Source organism: Pectobacterium carotovorum (assembly GCA_016415585.1).
GTDB classification, from domain to species: domain Bacteria; phylum Pseudomonadota; class Gammaproteobacteria; order Enterobacterales; family Enterobacteriaceae; genus Pectobacterium; species Pectobacterium carotovorum_K.
On record CP066552.1, the window covers coordinates 1483971 to 1504425 of the forward strand.

14 protein-coding genes are annotated in these 20455 nt (G+C 53.1%); 9 read left to right on the top strand and 5 right to left on the bottom strand.

What is annotated here, in order from left to right; translation table 11 throughout:
- The first annotated feature begins 208 nt into the window (after positions 1-208).
- Complete coding sequence (gene gyrA / locus JFY74_06575) at positions 209-2848, top strand: DNA topoisomerase (ATP-hydrolyzing) subunit A (protein QQG29701.1); 2640 nt, start codon at positions 209-211, stop codon at positions 2846-2848.
- A 115-nt stretch (positions 2849-2963) separates the two neighbouring features.
- On the top strand, positions 2964-5819 hold the full coding sequence (gene rcsC, locus JFY74_06580; GenBank protein ID QQG29702.1) for a two-component system sensor histidine kinase RcsC: 2856 nt from the start codon (positions 2964-2966) through the stop codon (positions 5817-5819).
- A gap of 37 nt (positions 5820-5856) precedes the next feature.
- Here the strand turns inward: rcsC and rcsB are convergent, their stop codons facing one another.
- The 3 genes from rcsB to JFY74_06595 are packed head-to-tail and all read right to left on the bottom strand — an operon-like array spanning position 5857 to position 10356.
- Entirely contained in the window at positions 5857-6507 is a 651-nt protein-coding gene (gene rcsB, locus JFY74_06585) for a transcriptional regulator RcsB (protein ID QQG29703.1), read from the bottom strand.
- 8 nt (positions 6508-6515) lie between these two features.
- Positions 6516-9203, bottom strand: coding sequence for a phosphotransferase RcsD (gene rcsD / locus JFY74_06590; GenBank protein ID QQG29704.1), 2688 nt, complete (start codon positions 9201-9203; stop codon positions 6516-6518).
- Between the two features lie 16 nt (positions 9204-9219).
- Positions 9220-10356, bottom strand: a complete 1137-nt coding sequence (locus tag JFY74_06595) for an MFS transporter (GenBank protein QQG30467.1) — start codon at positions 10354-10356, stop codon at positions 9220-9222.
- A 378-nt stretch (positions 10357-10734) separates the two neighbouring features.
- On the opposite strand from JFY74_06595, the gene menF reads away from it, so the two are divergent.
- The 6 genes from menF to menE all read left to right on the top strand — a co-directional run bounded on the left by menF (position 10735) and on the right by menE (position 18028).
- Positions 10735-12057: an isochorismate synthase MenF gene (menF, locus tag JFY74_06600; GenBank protein QQG29705.1), complete on the top strand. Its 1323-nt coding sequence runs from the start codon at positions 10735-10737 to the stop codon at positions 12055-12057.
- A gap of 245 nt (positions 12058-12302) precedes the next feature.
- Positions 12303-13985, top strand: a complete 1683-nt coding sequence (gene menD, locus JFY74_06605; GenBank protein ID QQG29706.1) for a 2-succinyl-5-enolpyruvyl-6-hydroxy-3-cyclohexene-1-carboxylic-acid synthase — start codon at positions 12303-12305, stop codon at positions 13983-13985.
- Between the two features lie 41 nt (positions 13986-14026).
- Positions 14027-14788, top strand: a complete 762-nt coding sequence (menH, locus tag JFY74_06610; GenBank protein ID QQG30468.1) for a 2-succinyl-6-hydroxy-2,4-cyclohexadiene-1-carboxylate synthase — start codon at positions 14027-14029, stop codon at positions 14786-14788.
- Positions 14789-14793: 5 nt separating this feature from the next.
- Entirely contained in the window at positions 14794-15651 is an 858-nt protein-coding gene (menB, locus tag JFY74_06615; protein ID QQG29707.1) for a 1,4-dihydroxy-2-naphthoyl-CoA synthase, read from the top strand.
- Positions 15651-16622, top strand: coding sequence for an o-succinylbenzoate synthase (gene menC / locus JFY74_06620; GenBank protein ID QQG29708.1), 972 nt, complete (start codon positions 15651-15653; stop codon positions 16620-16622). The genes menB and menC overlap by 1 nt, the downstream gene beginning before the upstream one ends.
- Positions 16610-18028: an o-succinylbenzoate--CoA ligase gene (gene menE / locus JFY74_06625; GenBank protein QQG29709.1), complete on the top strand. Its 1419-nt coding sequence runs from the start codon at positions 16610-16612 to the stop codon at positions 18026-18028. The genes menC and menE overlap by 13 nt, the downstream gene beginning before the upstream one ends.
- Before the next feature lies 1 nt (position 18029).
- Here the strand turns inward: menE and JFY74_06630 are convergent, their stop codons facing one another.
- The gene (locus JFY74_06630; protein ID QQG29710.1) at positions 18030-18239 is read right to left on the bottom strand and encodes a catalase; all 210 of its coding nucleotides are present in this window, start codon (positions 18237-18239) and stop codon (positions 18030-18032) included.
- A gap of 252 nt (positions 18240-18491) precedes the next feature.
- On the opposite strand from JFY74_06630, the gene JFY74_06635 reads away from it, so the two are divergent.
- On the top strand, positions 18492-19031 hold the full coding sequence (locus JFY74_06635; protein ID QQG29711.1) for a hypothetical protein: 540 nt from the start codon (positions 18492-18494) through the stop codon (positions 19029-19031).
- A gap of 203 nt (positions 19032-19234) precedes the next feature.
- Here the strand turns inward: JFY74_06635 and tyrP are convergent, their stop codons facing one another.
- Positions 19235-20443: a tyrosine transporter TyrP gene (gene tyrP / locus JFY74_06640; protein QQG29712.1), complete on the bottom strand. Its 1209-nt coding sequence runs from the start codon at positions 20441-20443 to the stop codon at positions 19235-19237.
- Positions 20444-20455 lie beyond the last annotated feature (12 nt).

Sequence of the window (20455 nt, forward strand, 5' to 3'; positions counted from 1 at the left end):
CGCTGCAACGTGCAGCGGTGTCCGTTTTCTCTAAGGGATATCTGAGGAATAAAGTCCATTGGGAAAACAGTCTGTTCAGAGCGGAAGGGAGTTTCCCCCGAAACGGCGGTTTGTGATATAATTTTTCACCTTTTGAACAGTTCACCTAATCTGAACGGTTCACTTTTCTGAACACGGGTAGATGCCTAAATAGAGGGATAGCGGCTCCATGAGCGACCTTGCCAGAGAAATCACACCGGTCAACATTGAAGAAGAGCTGAAAAGCTCGTATCTGGATTATGCGATGTCCGTTATTGTCGGGCGTGCATTACCAGATGTTCGAGATGGACTGAAACCGGTACACCGTCGCGTACTGTACGCGATGAACGTACTGGGTAACGACTGGAACAAACCGTATAAAAAATCCGCCCGTGTCGTCGGGGATGTCATCGGTAAATACCACCCGCACGGCGACTCTGCCGTTTATGAAACCATCGTACGTATGGCGCAGCCTTTCTCACTGCGTTACATGCTGGTTGATGGTCAGGGCAACTTCGGTTCGATTGATGGCGACTCCGCTGCGGCGATGCGTTATACCGAAATTCGCATGTCGAAAATTGCTCATGAACTGCTGGCCGATCTTGAAAAAGAGACGGTCGATTTTGTGCCGAACTATGACGGCACCGAGCAGATTCCTGACGTCATGCCTACGCGTATTCCTAACCTGCTGGTTAACGGTTCTTCCGGTATCGCAGTCGGGATGGCAACGAACATTCCACCGCATAACCTGACGGAAGTCGTGAACGGCTGTTTGGCGTATATCGATGATGAAAACATCAGCCTTGAAGGGTTGATGGAACACATCAAAGGCCCGGATTTCCCGACGGCGGCGATCATTAATGGCCGACGCGGCATTGAAGAAGCCTATCGTACCGGGCGCGGTAAAATTTACATCCGTGCGCGTGCTGAAGTGGAAGCGGACGCGAAAACCGGACGTGAGACCATCATCGTGCATGAAATTCCGTATCAGGTGAACAAAGCTCGCCTGATCGAGAAAATTGCCGAGCTGGTCAAAGATAAACGTATCGAAGGCATTAGCGCGCTGCGTGACGAATCCGATAAAGACGGTATGCGTATCGTCATCGAGATTAAACGTGACGCGGTGGGCGAAGTGGTACTGAATAATCTGTACTCCCAGACCCAGCTTCAGACGTCATTCGGCATCAACATGGTCGCTCTGCATCAGGGCCAGCCGAAGATCATGCCGCTGAAGGATATTCTGGTTGCGTTTGTGCGCCACCGCCGTGAAGTGGTGACGCGTCGTACCATTTTTGAACTGCGTAAAGCTCGTGACCGTGCTCATATCTTGGAAGGTCTGGCTATTGCGCTGGCGAACATCGATCCGATTATCGAATTGATTCGCCGTGCTGCGTCACCTGCTGAAGCGAAAGCGTCGCTGATCGCACAAGCGTGGGAGCTGGGTAGCGTTGCTACCATGTTGGAACGTGCGGGCGATGATGCTGCGCGTCCAGAGTGGCTGGAGCCAGAGTTCGGTATCCGTGACGGTCACTACTACCTGACGGAACCGCAGGCGCAGGCGATTCTGGATCTGCGTTTGCAGAAACTGACCGGCATGGAGCACGAAAAGCTGCTTGATGAATATAAAGCGCTGCTGGCGGAGATCGCCGAGCTGCTTTATATCCTCAATAGCCCTGAGCGCCTGATGGAAGTCATCCGCGAAGAACTGGAAGCGATCAAAACGCAATACAGCGACGAACGTCGTACGGAAATCACGGCGAACACCGCTGACATCAACATCGAAGATCTGATCAACCAGGAAGATGTTGTCGTTACGCTGTCTCATCAGGGTTACGTGAAGTATCAGCCGCTGAGCGACTATGAAGCCCAGCGTCGCGGTGGTCGTGGCAAGTCTGCTGCACGTATAAAAGAAGAAGACTTTATCGATCGTCTGCTGGTGGCCAACACCCACGACACAATTCTGTGCTTCTCCAGCCGTGGGCGCTTGTACTGGATGAAGGTGTACCAACTGCCGGAAGCCAGCCGCGGTGCGCGCGGTCGCCCGATTGTCAACCTGCTGCCGCTTGAAGCGGATGAGCGTATCACCGCGATTCTGCCGGTGCGTGAATACGAAGAAGGTCGCCATATCTTCATGGCAACCGCCAGCGGTACCGTGAAGAAAACGGCGCTGACGGAATTCAGCCGTCCGCGCAGCGCGGGGATCATCGCGGTTAACCTGAACGAGGGTGACGAGCTGATTGGCGTTGACCTGACCGATGGTAGCGATGAAGCGATGCTGTTCTCTGCGGAAGGCAAAGTGGTTCGCTTCTCCGAGCAGGCGGTGCGTTCCATGGGTCGTACGGCAACGGGCGTTCGTGGTATCAACCTGCAAGGCGAAGATCGCGTCGTTTCTCTGATCATTCCGCGCGGCGAAGGCGATATCCTGACCGTCACGCAGAATGGCTTTGGTAAGCGTACTGCCGTGAGCGAGTACCCGACCAAGTCGCGTGCGACGAAAGGGGTTATCTCTATCAAGGTCAGCGAACGTAACGGTAAAGTGGTTGGCGCGGTTCAGGTTGATGCCGCAGACCAGATCATGATGATCACCGATGCGGGAACGCTGGTTCGTACTCGCGTGTCTGAAGTCAGTATTGTTGGTCGTAACACCCAAGGTGTTACGCTGATTCGTACGGCGGAAGACGAACATGTTGTCGGCCTGCAACGCGTGGCCGAGCCGGTAGAAGATGAAGAGCTGGATGGCGTGGTAAAAGTTGAAGGTGAAATCGCCGAAGACGATGATGCCATCGATGACATTGATGGCGATGATGATATCGCTGGAGATGACGAATAAGCCTTTTCCTTAAACCGGAATGAGTCGAGTAAGCCAGCGCGATGCGCTGGCTTTTTTTATCGACACTCGGTAGTGTATCAGCCAACGGGTTCTCCCATTATTCAACGGTATCCACTTGAAATATCTCGCCTCATTTCATACTACCTTAAAAGTTTCTCGTTATTTATTTCGGGTTCTGGCGATCATGTTGTGGGTATTGGGGGCGCTGATATCCGTTTTCTATGTCACTAACGTATTGAATGAAAAAGAATCAGAGCTGCGACAGGAATATAATCTCAGCTTTGATCAATCGCAGGGGTACATTCGACATGCATCGGATATTGTGCGCGAGCTCCAATATCTGGCGACAAGTCGCCTGGTTCTGGCGAGAGAAAAAGCAGAGCCGCCAGTGGAAGGGGGGCCCGGTGTCTCCGTTTATGCGCTTGCTCCCAGTGCAGCCTGTTCCACACAATATGGTGGTAACGCGGCGCTGCTCTCATTGAGTCATTTTTTCAACGGCTGGCAGGATAATTTTTCTGCCGTTTACGATCTTAACCGGGTCTTTTTTGTCGGCGGCGATCGGCGCTGTATGGTTGATTTTGGCATCCGTAATCAGTCGCTTGACCGTGATAACTTGCTTAAAAGCGTACAGGAGCGGTTTCAGGATCAGAAGAAGAATCGCACCCAAACAGGGCGCGATGAAACGCTCTATTGGATTACCCTCGCCTCTGTCCCTGATGTCGGCTATTTATATGCGCTGACGCCGATTTATGTGGATAACAAGCTGGAAGTCATCATGGGGGTTGAACAGACGATTCGTCTGGATGACTTTGTCACCATGGGCAAATTTCCCATCAATGCCCAGCTGCTGGATCAATACAATCAGGTGGTTTTACAGTTTTCCGACGATAAGGGGCGCTACGCTTCTTCGGTAGACAGCTACCCCTCCGAACATAACTATTTTGGCTATGTGAATGGTTATAATGAGCTTATTCTGAAGAAATCGCTGCAGCCGACTTCATTCAGTATTGTGTACTCGCTGCCGTTGAAGGTGCTGCTTTCCCACATCAGCGCATTGATGATCAATATGCTCGTGCTGAATATGCTATCGGCTATTTTGCTGTTTGTGCTGGCACTGGTGTTTGAGCGGAAAATGCTGTTGCCTGCGGAGGTGAACGCGTTCCAACTGGAAGAAAATGAGCAATTCAACCGCAAGATTGTGGCGTCTGCACCCATAGGGATTTGTATCCTGCGTATTAATGACGGCACCAATATCCTTAGTAATGAGCTGGCGCACAATTATCTCAACCTGCTTACCCACGAAGATAGGTTGCGAATTACCCGCATCATTTGCGAGCAACAGTCCAAGTTTGTGGATATCATGACCAGCCGTAATCATCACCTGCAAATCAGCTTTGTCCATTCGCGTTATCGTAATGAAAACGTGGCGATTTGTGTGCTGTTGGACGTCAGTGCGCGTGTAAAAATGGAAGAGTCGCTACAGGAAATGGCGAATGCTGCCGAGCAGGCCAGCCAGTCTAAGTCGATGTTCCTTGCTACCGTCAGCCATGAATTACGTACGCCGCTTTATGGGATTATCGGTAACCTCGATTTACTGCAAACTAAATCGTTACCGCAGGATGCCAACCGTCTGGTTGCGGCGATGAACAACTCTTCCTCATTGCTGCTAAAAATCATCAGCGATATCCTCGATTTTTCCAAGATTGAATCGGAACAGTTGAAGATCGAAGCGTGTGAGTTTGCTCCGCATGAAGTCATCAGCCACATCACCAGCAACTATCTCCCGCTGGTGGTCAAAAAACGCCTGACGCTGTACTGCTTTATCGATCCCAATGTGCCAGTCAGCCTGTTCGGCGATCCCGTACGTTTGCAGCAGGTGTTATCGAACCTGTTGAGTAACGCCATCAAATTTACGGACACGGGCTGCATCATTTTTGAAGTTGGCTGCCGAGATGGCTATCTGGAATTTGTCGTGCGTGATACCGGAGTCGGTATTCAACCCCGTGAGGCGGTGAAGTTATTTGATCCGTTCTTCCAAGCGGGAAGCGGTGTTCAGCGTCATTTCCAGGGGACGGGGTTAGGGCTGGCGATTTGTGAAAAGTTGGTCAATCTGATGGATGGAGACATTACCATCGAGTCGGAACCTGGGCTTGGCAGCCTGTTTGGCGTCAGAATTCCGTTGTATAAAGCGCGCCATGCCCCTGCAGCGATCAACGCCAGTCTGCAAGGGAAAATATGCTGGTTAAGGATACGTAATGCCCGGCTGGAGGCTTACCTGCTGACCTTATTGCAGGATCAGGGGGTACAGGCTGCGCGTTATCAGAATCAAACCGTGTCGCTAGATGATGTGATGATCGGTGATTACGTATCGACAGAGAACGCTGCTGTTCGGGCGCATATTGTGATGAGTGGCACGCATATCGGATCAGCACAGGAAGTGAGAGACGGGCACTGGGTGCAAGGGACATCCACGCCTCAACATCTGCCCGATTTGCTGGAGCAAATCTATCGCTCAGAAAACGAGGACAGAACGCGTGCCGAGATTTCCCCGCCGCTGACTAGCTATGTACGGGATGAGAATGGCGACATTATGATTTTGGTGGTTGACGATCACCCCATCAACCGCCGATTGCTGGCGGATCAGCTAGGCTCTCTGGGCTATCAAGCTATGACGGCGAATGATGGGAACGACGCGCTGGGCGTATTGAGTAAAAACCATATTGATATCGTGCTGACGGATGTCAACATGCCGAATATGGATGGTTATTTGTTCACTCGACGTATGCGCGAGCAAGGGTTACGTTTCCCGGTTATCGGCGTGACGGCAAATGCGTTGGCGGAAGAAAGAGAGCGTTGCCTTGGGGCTGGCATGGATCACTGTTTGTCAAAACCGGTTACGCTGGATACGTTGCAGCAGTCATTGGCGCATTACAGCAACGTGGTGCGTCAGGCGAGAACATCTATGGAATAACTTGCACCAGCGGCTGCCGGTGCAGGAGAGGAAAAACTTAATCGACCTGCGTTGCGCCGCCGTTAACGGAAGACAGGTAATTCAGCAGCGCGATATCGTTCTCGACGCCCAGCTTAGTCATAGCTGATTTCTTCTGGCTACTGATCGTTTTGATACTGCGATTCAGTTTTTTGGCGATTTCGGTAACCAAAAAGCCTTCTGCAAACAAACGTAGCACTTCACTTTCTTTCGGGGACAGGCGTTTGTCGCCGTAGCCGCTGGCGCTGATTTTCTCCAGCACTTTGGATACGCTATCCGGTGTGAATTTCTTCCCTTTTTGCAGGGCAGCCAGCGCTTTGGGTAAATCGGTCGGTGCACCTTGTTTCAGCACGATGCCTTCGATATCCAAATCTAGCACCGCGCTCAGAATCGCCGGATTATTGTTCATGGTAAGAACAATAATAGAAAGGTGAGGAAAATGGCGCTTAATGTATTTAATGAGGGTAATACCGTCGCCGTATTTATCGCCTGGCATGGATAAATCGGTGATTAAAACATTAGCGTCCAGCTTAGGTAGGTTATTGATCAGCGCTGTTGAGTCTTCAAATTCGCCAACCACATTGACCCATTCAATCTGCTCAAGCGATTTTTTAATTCCAAAAAGAACAATAGGGTGGTCGTCGGCAATAATTACGTTTAAGTTACTCATCGTTTTGGTTACTCATCTTGTTGGCTACCTTGCTGCCCTTTAGGTTCTACTGGGGATAGTAATGCACTGACAAACCTCTCAATTTCATGAAGGTTAGCCTCGATCTGTTCACTATCATGCGCGGTAATATGCTGTTCAAGCTGTTCACACAACTGTTTGCCAGGATGCAGATTAAGCATGGCAAACACGCCTTTCAGCCGATGTGCCGTCTGCGAAAGTGACGGAAAATCGCCTGCTTCCGCTTCAGTATACAGCCTCTTTAAATCATCCGGTACTGTCTCCACGAACAGAGAATAATAGTCGCTTGACGCCAATTGTATGGCGTAAAGTTCGACATCATTTTGTTCCCCTTCCTGTAGTGCATCGGGTGGTGTTTCCAGTTGCAGTTCAATCAATTTAAGCAATGCCTCCAGCAGGAGGTGGTTGATATTATAATTAGCCTGCAAACGGCGCGAGCCTAAAGATATTACCGTGTCATCGCTATGATTTAACAGCAGCGTATAGCCCACTTTTTTATCCGGGTCGTCAGTAATACAAATATCCGTTTCCTGATTAATCTGGCGCTCATCGCTGACCAGATAATTCGCTCCCCAGCCCGTCAGCATATTGCCGACAATATGCTGTACTTCATCAGACGTCACATCCAGCAGAATGGTAATACCATCCAGCAGCTTTTCTTCCTCAACAGGAAGCGTTTCCGGTTCCATTTTGAGCGTCAGAATATAGTGTGTGCCTAACCCGAGCTTACTGTTGATAGTTAATGCGCCGCCTAGTTTATTACAGAGTTGATTACACAAAAATAAGGTCAATCCTGAATTTTGTCCGAAACGATCGGAAGCAGCAGAATGAAGGAAAGGATGTCGAATGTTTTCCTGTTCTTTGCCTGAGACATTCGTTCCCGTATCGCTGACCTGAATAACCAGCGTGTCCGACTCATTATTTTTTCTATCAATCGATACCGTAATCTTGCCGTAATCCGTATTGGTCACCGAATAATTCAGCAGCAGCGCCAGCGTCTTTTTCAACAGCTCGGCATCACCCACGTAAGTCTGATTAATATCCAGATTGTAATGATGGAACAGGGCTAGCCCTTTTTGATTCAACCGCGGTAGCAGTTCAAGGAGAACATTATCGATAAGCGTCAGCGGTGAAAAACTGTCGTTGACCACGGTCCATTCCTGCGCTTCCAGCTTTTCATGCAAAGCGATATTTTCCAGCAGTTCAAGTGCACAGCGAGTATCTGTCGTTAGCTGATCCAACGTTGGTGATTGTATGATTGCCGTATCGTTATGGTATAGCGCATGAATATGCTGTTGTAGTGAAATCAGCGGTTGTTTGAATTCGCTGAGCAAATTTTGAAATAAGCGTTTTCTGGCATGAATATTCTTTTCGTATTCACGCTGGGCGAGCAGCAATTTTCTCTGTACCAGAATCTCTTTATCCTGTTCACGCAGCAGGAAGAGGCAATAGTCTGGAGAATATTGGCTACGGATTTGGCGGATTTCATACATCTCGTTGTTAATAGTGACCTGAATGATACCCTGATGCTCGTGCGCCATATGGGTGATTTTTTGTAGGCTCAGGTGCGGAAGCAGATGCTCTGTGCGCTCATTTTGTATGACCACTTTGTTGCTGCCGAAATCATAAACCAGCACGCCCATCGGGATTTTGCTCGCCATTTCACGGTAAATATTTAGTTTTTTTTCCAACTGGTGAGATAAATCTTCTCCAGGAGGCGCATACTTCCGACGGAAAAGATAAAAGCCCGCGATGGATACACTCAGCAGAACCAGATTCAGCAGCAGAAGCCAGACGTTATTACGCAATGAACCAATCATCAGGGTTTTTACAGGCACCTGAAAAACGATTTTTATTGGGGCGTTCACGAGCGTAGCGGAGATTTCAATATTAGATCCGTGAAGCTGCATATCGGCAGTGCCTTCGCTATTACCACTGTTATCCATATTGCTGACTGCAGGCGTATCCGGCTTCAGCATAAGATACTCACGCGGGATGGTGTCTGGGATTAAATCGTTAATCGGCAGATCGAAGGCAAGAATTGTCGCCAGGTGGCCCGGCTGATTGAATGTGGTGCGCAGCGTAAAATAGTAGTCGTTATAGAAGCGTAATTTACGCAGTGGGGAAAAACTTTCGCGCTCGTCTAACACATTCGCCTGTTGCAGCATTTCTGTCCGACGAGCTTCGGCGATGACTGTAATATAATTACCGCGGAACTGTGAGGAGATGTCTTTCAGCGTCTGTGTGGAAATCATCGTCAGGCTGTTATCGATACCATTCAGGTAGTACATAGAATAGATGTTATTCTCGGCTCCCCAGAGGATATCGAGATAACGGGATATCCGACGCACCGAGGTGAGCGTTCTTTTATCGTGTTGCCCGAAAATCAGCGCATCCGTTTTCTGACCGTTTTTTTCTACGTAGAAAACATTGGGCATTAAATTAATGGCGGTAATGTTGGCGTCGCTAGCCGACGGCTCGCTGTTCAGGTTGCCATATATTTGGTAAGTGAAAAAGCGGTAGGTATCGACGCGTTTTTGTATGCCCTGAGCAATGGTTATCAGCGAATGTTTTTTGTCTGCCAGCAAATCGTTGATGTAGCTATAGCCGAACGCTCCGGTAATAAGGATCGATAATACTGTAAGGAGAGAAAAATAACGCAGGATCATAGCTGGCATCAATTAACGCTCCTGATTAACGGATAACGGCACGCGCACTGGCGCTGACGGCCAGCAACAGCAGGGCGACAAACCCGAATGCGGTAGCCAAATTGCTGAACTGTGCAATAAAGCCAAGAATGGTCGGGCCGATCAGAATACCTGCATAGCCTACGGTAGTAATGGAGGCGATAGCCAGATTCGGCGGCATGATCTTTTGATTCCCTGCTGCGCTGAAAAGGATCGGTACCACATTCGATGCGCCGATACCCACCATCACAAAGCCAAGAATGGCGGTGATCGCATTATCAATGCTGATCGTTAACAGCAGACCGAGTGCGGCACAGAGGCTGCCGCCGGTCAGAATCGCGTAGCGGCCGAGCGCGTTAACGATGCGATCGCCGTTCAGCCTGCCCAGCGTCATCGCGACGGAAAACGCCGCATAGCCCATGCCCGCCTGCGCGCCGCTCAGGTTGCGTTCAACCGTTAAGAAGAGGGCGCTCCAGTCCAGTATGGAACCTTCGGCTAAGAACATGATGAAGCACAGTGAGCCAATGAACATCACCCAGCCGCGCGGGATGACAAACAGCGGGCTGTCGTCATCTTGATTTGTGGTGCGCAGAAGGTGTTTATGCGCTGTTGCCATAAATATCAGCATGAGTGCGACAATCGCCAGAATCGCCATCAGCGGGGACAGGCCAAGCCACAGCAGGGCGCTGACGCCGCCTGCGCCGACAATCCCCCCGATGCTAAAGAAGCCATGAAAACCGGACATCATCGCCCGGCCGCTCGCCCGTTCTACGATGACGGCCTGAATATTCATCGCGACATCAATCATCCCCATAGACGCGCCGAAAAAGAGCAGCGTTATCGCCATTAGAGGCAGCGTTTCTGCCTGCGTCAGCGCGGGCAACACCAGACAAAGCAGCGCGCTTGCCAGTAAAATAACGCTGCGGCATCCCAGTTTACTGGTGAGAAAACCGGTAAGCGGCATGGCCAACAGTGAGCCAATACCGAGAGAAAGCAGTAACATCCCCAGAGAGGCATCACTGATTGCCAGTCGAGTTTTGACAAAGGGCACCAACGGTGCCCAAGAGGCCATAGCAAAGCCCGCAACAAAGAAAACGATGCGTGTCGCTACCTGTGCTTTCTTGCCTGGCAGATTCTGGTTCATGCATAACGGGTTGGAATTCAGCGTTGTACTCATCCTGAACGAGGCTATCCGGTCAACGTAATAAGAGCCTATTTTTACCATAATTAACGGTATGAATGGAAAGAATCCTGGTGTGTGGTTTTGGCACGAGAGAAGAGGGCGTCTTTTTGAGACGGTGGAACGCGCAAAAAAATGCCGATTAGATAATCGGCAAAGGAATAGATCAATTGAAGCAATAATGATGATGGAGTGGGATTTTAGTGCGATGCGCGCGACCCGTTTTGCCGTTTGGTGCGATTTCAGTCCGTGCTCACCGTTATGGTCTTGCGTAACCTCTCACCCACGACGTGTTTTTTTCCCGTATAATCCCCTACTTTGTGTTAGGTCTCCGGGGTAACGGTGAAACAACTTTCCGACTTGCTGCGGCATCTGCAGCAGGATTTGCGCGAGCCACAGCCTGAGCGCGCAGGTTTCAGACAAATAACGCGTTCGTTGGCCCTCAGCGACGCGTCTGAGCTATTGCCGTGGCTGGCGACCCAGCCAGTGTACCCCCAGTTCTATTGGCAGCATCGTCAGGAACGTGAAGAAGCCGCTGTTTGTGGCAACGTGTGCGGGTTTCGCCACATTCAGGACGCCGAGGCGTTTCTTGCTCAGCAGCAGTGCGGTTCCGATGTGCGCATCTGGGGGCTGAACGCGTTTAATCAAATGAAAGAGGACGGCGTTGCGTCATCCGGCTACCTGTTTTTGCCCCGGGCAGAACTACGACGTCAGGATGACACGCTCAGCCTGAGTATTAATCTGTTCAGCGACACATCATTGCAACAGGATGCCGTTGAAGCCTCGGCGTTTATTAATCTTCTTTTACCACCCGCGTCGCAGCCTCTTTTGCATGCGGAAGTGCAGTCCGTCGGGCATCAGCCGGAGCGCCAGGGGTGGATTGATTTGCTCCAGCGGGCGCTGCATGACATCAATACCGAGCTGATGGAAAAGGTCGTTCTGGCGCGGGCGACCACGTTAACGCTGACGCAGCCGCTACAGGCCACCACCTTTATGGCTGCCAGCCGGGCGGCGAATCACCACTGTTTCCATTTCATGTTGGCGCACGATGCGCGTCATGCGTTTCTTGGTTCCAGCCCAGAGCGGCTTTATCGCCGGCGGGGAACCGAATTGGAAACGGAAGCGCTGGCGGGGACGGTGGCAAGCGATCGCGATGCGCACAAAGCTGCTGAGCTGGCCGACTGGCTGATGAATGACACCAAAAATCAGTGCGAGAACATGCTGGTGGTGGATGATATTTGCCAGCGGCTACAGCAATCCGCGCTGTCGCTGGATGTCATGCCGCCGGAAATTGTGCGCCTGCGTAAAGTACAGCATCTGCGCCGTACCATTCACGCTATGCTGCGCACTGCATCCGATAGCGCGTGCCTGAATGCGTTACAGCCCACGGCGGCCGTCGCGGGTCTGCCGAGGCAAGAGGCTCGCCGTTTTATTGCCGAACATGAACCGTTTGAACGCTGCTGGTACGCGGGTTCCGCAGGTTACCTTTCGCGTCAGCAGTCTGAATTCAGCGTGGCGCTACGTTCGGCCGAAGTGCGGGATCATGTTTTAACGCTTTATGCCGGTGCCGGAATTGTGGCGGGTTCTGATCCAGAACAAGAATGGCAGGAGTTAGAAAACAAAGCAGCAGGGCTAAGATCCCTGTTAGACGGTGATATGTCATAGTTTTGTTTTATGGTTGTTGTGCGAGGTACTGGTTTATATCAAAGTCAGCGTGATAAAAAAAAATATAATAAGGCTGATCTCGATGTTTGCTGAAGGGCAACCAGACCGCCAACAGTTTGATCATTAGTATTTGCTTAATACCCTAAATCATTCGAGTTGCGTGGCAAAACGTTAGCGTTTTGAACAGCGCTATGCGGCTTGAAGTATAACGGATATAACCTGCAACCTGAGTTGTTGAGTACAACATGTCAACAAGTGTATTTAATCGCCGCTGGGCTACATTACTGCTGGAATCGCTGACCCGCCACGGTGTCCGGCATGTCTGCATAGCGCCTGGCTCTCGCTCTACCCCGTTGACGCTGTCTGCGGCGGATAATCGCGCACTCATTTGCCACACGCATTTTGACGAGCGGGGGCTCGGGCATCTGGCGCTGGGGCTGGCAAAAGCCTCGCGTGAGCCGGTTGCGATTATCGTGACGTCAGGCACCGCTGCCGCGAATCTTTATCCCGCCATCATTGAAGCGGGGTTGACCGGTGAACGTCTGGTGGTTCTGACGGCCGACCGCCCGCCGGAGCTGATTGACTGCGGTGCAAATCAGGCGATTCGTCAACATGCACTGTATGCTTCACACCCCACGCTGACGCTGGATTTGCCACGCCCTACGCCCGATATTCCGGCTAGCTGGCTGGTTTCCTCTGTGGATAGTGCAATGGCGCGGCTGATGCACGGTGCGTTGCATATTAACTGTCCCTTTGCCGAACCGCTTTACGGTGCCGATGACGGCACGGTGTATCAGGACTGGTTGATGACGCTGGGCGACTGGTGGAATAGCCGTGAACCCTGGCTGCGTGAAATGCGCCAGAGTACGTTGGCGGTACAACCGGACTGGTTGCAGTGGCGACAGAAGCGGGGCGTTGTCCTCGCCGGTCGCGTGAGCCCTGAACAAGGGGCGCAACTCGCCGCGTGGGCGAACGAACTGGGCTGGCCGCTGATTGGTGATGTCCTGTCGCAAAGTGGGCAGCCGTTACCTTGTGCGGATATTTGGCTCGCGCATCCTGATGCAGCGGCTCGCTTACAGCAGGCGGAAATTGTCTTGCAGTTCGGCGGTAGCCTGACGGGTAAGCGCCTGCTGCAATGGCAGGAACAGTGCCAGCCGCAAGAGTTCTGGTTAATCGATGACTTGCCGGGACGGTTGGATCCGGCTCACCATCGCGGACGCCGTCTGGTGGCGGACGTGGGTGAATGGCTGTCTGCGCATCCCGCACATAAACAAGCATCGTGGGCGGATTTGCTGGTGGATATTGCCGACAAAACGCGGCGGCAGGTCGACGCACATCTGGCTTCCCGCTTTGGTGAGGCACAGCTGGCGCAGCGCATACCAGCGCTGTTGCCACCGGATGGGCAACTGTTTGTCGGCAATAGTCTCGTGGTGCGTCTAATCGACGCGTTGGCGCAGCTCCCGCAGGGATATCCGGTGTACGGTAATCGCGGTGCCAGCGGCATTGATGGCCTGATCTCCACGCTGGCTGGTGTACAGCGTGCCACGTCAAAAGCCACGCTGGGCATCGTCGGCGATCTTTCCGCGTTATACGATTTGAATGCGCTGGCGCTGCTGCGTCAGTCTCCCGCGCCGCTGGTGTTGATCGTGGTGAACAATAACGGCGGCCAGATATTTTCCCTGCTGCCGACGCCGGTTGCACAGCGTGAAGCGTTTTACTGCATGCCGCAAAATGTGGAATTCGGGCACGCTGCCGCGATGTTTGGCCTGAATTACGTACGTGCCGAGAGCTGGGAACAGCTGGCGGGTACGGTAGCGGATTGCTGGGCTCAGGGCGGCGTCACGCTGCTGGAAGTGGTGGTTGAGCCGAAGGACGGCGCGGAAACGCTCAATGAACTGGTCGCTCAGGTGGCGACGTGGGCGCACTAAAGTTTCAAGGGATAGATTTTCAAGGGCTAGGCTGCCGGAAAGTGACGCATGGCGCGGTGGCTCCGAGGCAGCCGTGGCTGGTGTGCCTGCATGGTTTATTAGGCAGCGGTGAGGACTGGCAGCCCATTCTGCCGTTCTGTCGTGACTGGCCCGTGCTGCTGGTGGATTTACCCGGACACGGCGCGTCGCGAACGATATCCACAACAGATTTTGCCGATGTTAGTAGCCAGTTAAGCAAGACGCTGTTGGATCAAGGCATTGAGAATTACTGGCTGCTAGGCTATTCGCTCGGTGGGCGTATCGCGATGTATCACGCCTGCAACGGGCAGCATGACGGCATGCTCGGGTTGCTGGTCGAAGGCGGACATCCCGGCTTGGCAACGCCGGATCTGCGTACGGAACGCATCCACCATGATGCACGTTGGGCGCAGCGCTTTCGTCAGGAACCGCTGCCAGCGGTCTTGCAGGACTGGTATCAGCAGGCGGTCTTTGCCGATGTTGACTCTACTCAGCGTGAACAGCTGGTTGCTCGCCGCAGCGCCAATCACGGTGCGTCCGTTGCGGCGATGCTGGAAGCGACCTCGCTGGGGCGGCAGCCTTTTTGGGCGGAACGCCTCCGGCACCTGTCGATACCTTTTGTTTACTTATGCGGTGCCAGCGACGTGAAGTTTCAAACGCTGGCGGCGCAATACGGCCTGCCGTTACTGAGCGTGGATCAGGCGGGTCACAATGCTCATCAGGCGAATCCAACGGCCTATGCCGAGCGGGTTCGCTCTTTTCTTTTGCATCACGTTAAGGATTGATAACTATGCTTTATCCGAGTGAAGACCTGCTTTACGCACCGATTGAATGGCACGATTGCAGCGGCGACTTCGCCGATATCCTCTACCATAAATCCATCGATGGCATTGCCAAAATCACCATTAACCGTCCTCAGGTACGCAATGCGTTCCGTCCGCAAACGGTAAAAGAGATGATTCAGGCGCTTGATAATGCGCGTCATGACGACGGTATCGGGACGATTATCCTGACCGGTGCTGGCGATAAGGCATTCTGCTCCGGCGGCGATCAGAAAGTTCGTGGCGACTACGGCGGTTATCAGGATGACAGCGGCGTGCATCATCTGAACGTGCTGGATTTCCAGCGTCAGATCCGTACCTGTCCGAAGCCGGTTGTCGCGATGGTCGCAGGCTATTCCATCGGTGGTGGACATGTTCTACACATGATGTGTGACCTGACCATTGCGGCAGAAAACGCCATCTTCGGTCAAACGGGTCCGCGCGTCGGCTCCTTTGACGGCGGCTGGGGCGCTTCTTACATGGCACGCATCGTGGGTCAGAAGAAAGCGCGTGAAATCTGGTTCCTGTGCCGCCAGTACGACGCTGCGCAAGCGTTGGATATGGGGCTGGTGAACACGGTAGTGCCGTTGGCGGATCTGGAAAAAGAAACCGTGCGCTGGTGCCGTGAAATGCTGCAAAACAGCCCAATGGCGCTGCGCTGTCTGAAAGCGGCGCTGAACGCAGACTGCGACGGTCAGGCTGGCTTGCAGGAGCTGGCGGGTAACGCCACCATGCTGTTCTACATGACAGACGAAGGGCAGGAAGGCCGCAACGCGTTCAATGAAAAACGTCAGCCTGACTTCAGCAAATTCAAACGGAATCCGTAATGCGTCAGGTCACTCTCTATCGTTACAGCGTGCCGATGGAAGCCGGAGTGGTGCTGCGCAATCAGCGTCTGAAGACCCGTGATGGGCTTATCGTTCGCCTGCAAGACGGCGAGCGGTTGGGCTGGGGTGAGATTGCGCCGTTGCCAGAATTCAGCGTGGAAACGTTGGCAGAGGCGGAATCAGCCGCGCTTGAACAGCTGCAATTGTGGGCAGCAGGACAGGCATTTTCTGACGATCTTCCGCCGTCGGTTGCCTTTGGCTTGAGCTGTGCGCAGGCCGAGCTGGATCGGCATCTGCCGCAGGCGGCGGATTATCGCAAAGCGCCATTGTGCAGCGGCGATCCTGACGAGCTGTTTGAGATGCTACAGGCGATGCCGGGTGAGAAAGTGGCAAAGATCAAAGTCGGCCTGTACGAAGCGGTGCGTGATGGCATGATCGTTAACGTACTGCTGGAAGCCTTGCCGGATCTGAAACTCCGTCTGGATGCCAACCGCAGTTGGACGCGTGCCAAAGCCGACGGCTTCGCTCGTTATGTCGCGCCGTCATTGCGTTCGCGCATTGCCTTTCTTGAAGAGCCTTGCAAAACCCGTGAAGAATCTCGCGAGTTTGCGCGAGAAACGGGCATCAACATTGCCTGGGATGAAAGCGTGCGCGAGGCGGATTTTCGGGTAGAAGCCGAGCCGGGCGTGAGTGCGATTGTGATCAAACCTACGCTGGTCGGCAGCCTCGCACGCTGCCAACAGCTGGTGCAGGAAACGCATCAGGCTGGATTAACGGCGGTGATCAGCTCCAGCATCGAATCCAGTCTGGGGTTAACGCAGCTGGCGCGTTTGGCGCACTGGCTGACGCCGGATACGGTTCCAGGGCTGGACACGTTGGATCTGATGCAGGCGCAGGTGATTCAACGCTGGCCGGATAGCGCGTTGCCGCTGTTGGCTGCTGAGCAACTGGACGTGGTATGGCAATCCTGACCGACTGGCCGTGGCGATACTGGGCTAGCCAGACGCCCCAGTCTGTGGCATTGATTGAAGATGAAACCCGCTGGAGCTGGCAGTCGCTTGCCCAGCGGGTGGATCAGCTGGCAGAGCATTTCACCCAGCAGGGCGTTATGGCCGACAGTACGGTCGCGCTACGTGGGAAAAATAGCGTCCAGATGCTGTTCAGCTATCTGGCGCTGTTACAGTGCGGCGTGCGCGTACTGCCGCTGAATCCACAGTTACCTGATGCATTAACCGAGGTGCTACTGCCTGCGCTGAATGTAACGCATAGCCTGTGCCTGAATGATAAATCGTGGCCGAAGGCTGTACGCACGCTTTCTTTGCCCCTGTGTGATACCGAGGAAAGCCGCCGTATCGATAGACTACGCTGGCAGGCCGATCGGCTGGCGACGCTGACGCTGACATCCGGCTCCAGCGGGATGCCGAAGGCGGCGGTGCATTCGTTTGCTGCCCATCTCTCCAGCGCGGAAGGTGTGGTTCAGATGATGGCATTTTCTGCCAACGATAGTTGGCTGTTGTCACTTCCGCTCTTTCACGTTTCCGGGCAGGGAATTGTCTGGCGCTGGCTTGTGACTGGGGCAACGATTGTTGTCCGTGCGCATCAGCCTCTGGATAGTGCGCTGCGCGATTGCACCCATGCTTCTCTGGTGCCGACGCAACTGTGGCGACTGCTGTCAGAGGGGACATTCCCCACGGCATTAAAGGCCGTATTGCTCGGCGGCGCGATGATCCCGCAGGCACTGACGCAACAGGCAGAAGCGCGAGGCGTCAGCTGCTGGTGTGGCTATGGTCTGACGGAACTGGCGTCCACCGTCTGCGCGAAACGTGCTGATGGACGTTCGGGCGTCGGCATGCCGCTGTACGAGCGAGAGATCCGGCTGGTGGAGGATGAAATCCTGCTGCGTGGCAGCACGCTGGCCGCCGGTTATTGGCGTGACGGAAAACTGATTCCACTCGTCGATGATGATGGCTGGTTCCACACGCGGGATCGCGGGCTATTTACCGAAGGCGAATGGCACATTCTGGGGCGCCTAGATAATCAATTCTTCAGCGGTGGGGAAGGGATTCAGCCCGAGAATATCGAAGCTGTGCTGTTGGCACACCCTGATGTTCAACAGGCCTGCATTGTGCCCGTTGACGATGCTGAGTTCGGCCACCGTCCTGTTGCGGTATTGGAGGTGGCACAAACCACGACGCTTGATGCGATACGCGATTGGCTACAGCCGCAGCTTGCCGGATTTCAGCGTCCGGTCGCGTATTATGCGCTGCCCGTTGAACTGAAAAATGGTGGGATTAAGCTTTCTCGCCAGCAGGTGAAAAGCTGGGTCAATGCAACGCACCATTCGCCCAACACAACAGGTCACGCAGGTCGGTCGTAGGCTAGTTGTCCGGTGCGCTGGTGCCGAGTTTCGCCACCTTTCGTGGATGACTGGTCTGGTTACTGGCGCTGGTTTCACGATCAAACAGCGCCAGCTTTTCCAGAAACCATATGTCCTGAAACCGCATCGGGCTGTGCCTGTCGGAACTCACCGTATGAGGGGGATCGATCGTCGTTGTGCGCTTTTCTGTGGTTAATTTCCCTTCTCTCATCATCGTTTCCTTCTGCCTGTTTTATCGTCATCCATGATGATTACTATTGTTCACTTTGTCTTTTTTGAGCAAATAGGCGGCGCTTATTGCTGCTATTGTCAGCAGCGCTGAAGGCAAACTTTCATGATTATTAAAAGAATAAATCGCTGCTCAGGGCAATTTCATGCTGGAGTGAGGGGGCGTTTCGGGTAGAATCGGCAACGATAACACCTTTACACGCGCGTTTAACGACGGTTTTTAAGGATATTGAAAATGAAAAAGTTTGTGATTGCCTGTGCGGGAAGCTTGTTACTTGCAAGTGCTTCTGTACATGCCATTAGCCTTTCCGGGGAAGCGGGTCGCGATTACGCTGGTGCCAGTGCGGGCTTCGGTCTGGGCATTCCTGGGCTTGCGGGCAATGTGAGCTATGCCCACGGCGACAACAACAATGATGTATACGGCTTCGGCTTGGGATACACCATTCCTGTTGGTCCACTCAAGCTGACTCTGGGTGGCAAAGCGCTGTACCTGAATCAGGATCACGGCAATGATGGCTATGGCGTCGCACTGGGCGGTGGCGTGCAGTGGCCGCTGAGCCGCCAGTTCTCGCTGTATGGTGAGGGTTACTATTCACCAGATGCTTTCTCCAGCCATGTTGACCACTATGTTGAAGGGAAAGCAGGAGTCCGCTGGCAGGTCTTTGCACCGCTGAGCGTTGATGTTGGTTACCGCTATATCAATATGGCGCGTGAGAACGGCCCAGATAACAGACTGGCGGATTCTGCCTATGTCGGCGTTGGTCTGAACTTCTGATATACCCGTCATACTTCAAGCCGCAGGTGTGTTGGCTTTCCTCGCTCACCCCAGTCACTTACTTGTGTAAGCTCCTGGGGATTCACTGCGTCGCCGCCTGCCTGCAACTCGAATTATTTAGGGTATAGTGGTTCGAAAGAAAAAAGAGCGTGAATGTTAAGTTCACGCTCTTTTTTTATGTCTTGGATTAACCAATGAGAAGGTTAACTGATTGACGGCAACCAGCCTGCCACCATCGCCAGTTGGATCAGGATGATTGTGATGCCGCTGGTGAAGACCAGTGCCAAGACCGGTGCGCCACCGCGCGTCGCGCGTATTTCAGGACGTTGTTTGCGCACCTGCCAGCTCAGCAAGACCGGAATAAGCAATGCCAGCACGGCCAGCGCAATCGCCGCATAACCTAGCGCCATCACGAACCCTTGCGGATAAAAGAGGGCAAACACCAGCGGGGGAATAAAGGTCAGTAAGCCCGTTTGCGCGCGCCCGATGATGCTATTTTTACGTTTAAACAGATCGGCTAAATAATCGAACAGTCCAAGTGCCACGCCGAGGAAAGAGGTCGCCAGCGCTAGATCGGCAAACAGGTGGACGGCCAGTTCAACGTGCGGTGAGGCAACCAGCGTGCGAATAGCCTGCATCAACCCATTCAATCCCGCCTGATCGGCCAAAATAGCATTGAATGTTGAAGAGCTAAGGCTGCCCAACATCACGAGCTGCCAGAAGATATAGGCAATCAGCGGTATCACGCTACCGATAAGGAATATCCGGCGTAGCTTACGGCTGTCGCCACCCATGTAGTGCACGATGCTGGGGATACTGCCGTGAAAGCCGAACGACGTCAGAATGACGGGTAATGCCGAGAGCGTCAGACCTTGTTGCAGCGGTAGCGTTAAGAGGTTGACGCGCTGAATATGGGGAACCATGACGGCCAGCATGATGACGAGCATCAACACTTTGCCGCTAAACAGGATGCGGTTAAACAAGTCGACTGAGGATGTTCCGATGCAGACGACGCCACCAGCAACCAGTGTGAAGAGCAGAATACCTGCGGACAGCGGAAGTGAGTAGCCACTCCACTGGCTGATACTGCTGGCGAGCAGTTCGCCTGCGCCGCTGATATAGGCCGCGGTGAGCGCATACATCAGAAATAGCATACTAAAGCCGGTAATCCACTGTCCCCAGCGACCGAGGTAGATTTTTGCCAGCGTGCCCAGCCCGGTGTGCGAGGGCTGATGTTGATACACTTCAACCAGCAATAAGGCGCTGTAACACATCAGTGCCCACAAACCGATCAATATCATCAATGTAGTACCAAATCCGACGCCTGCGGTGGCTAACGGCATCGCCAACATTCCAGCTCCAATAGTGGTGCCTGCAACGATAAAAATGCTGCCAAGAGTACGATTTTTCACCTATTCCTCTAT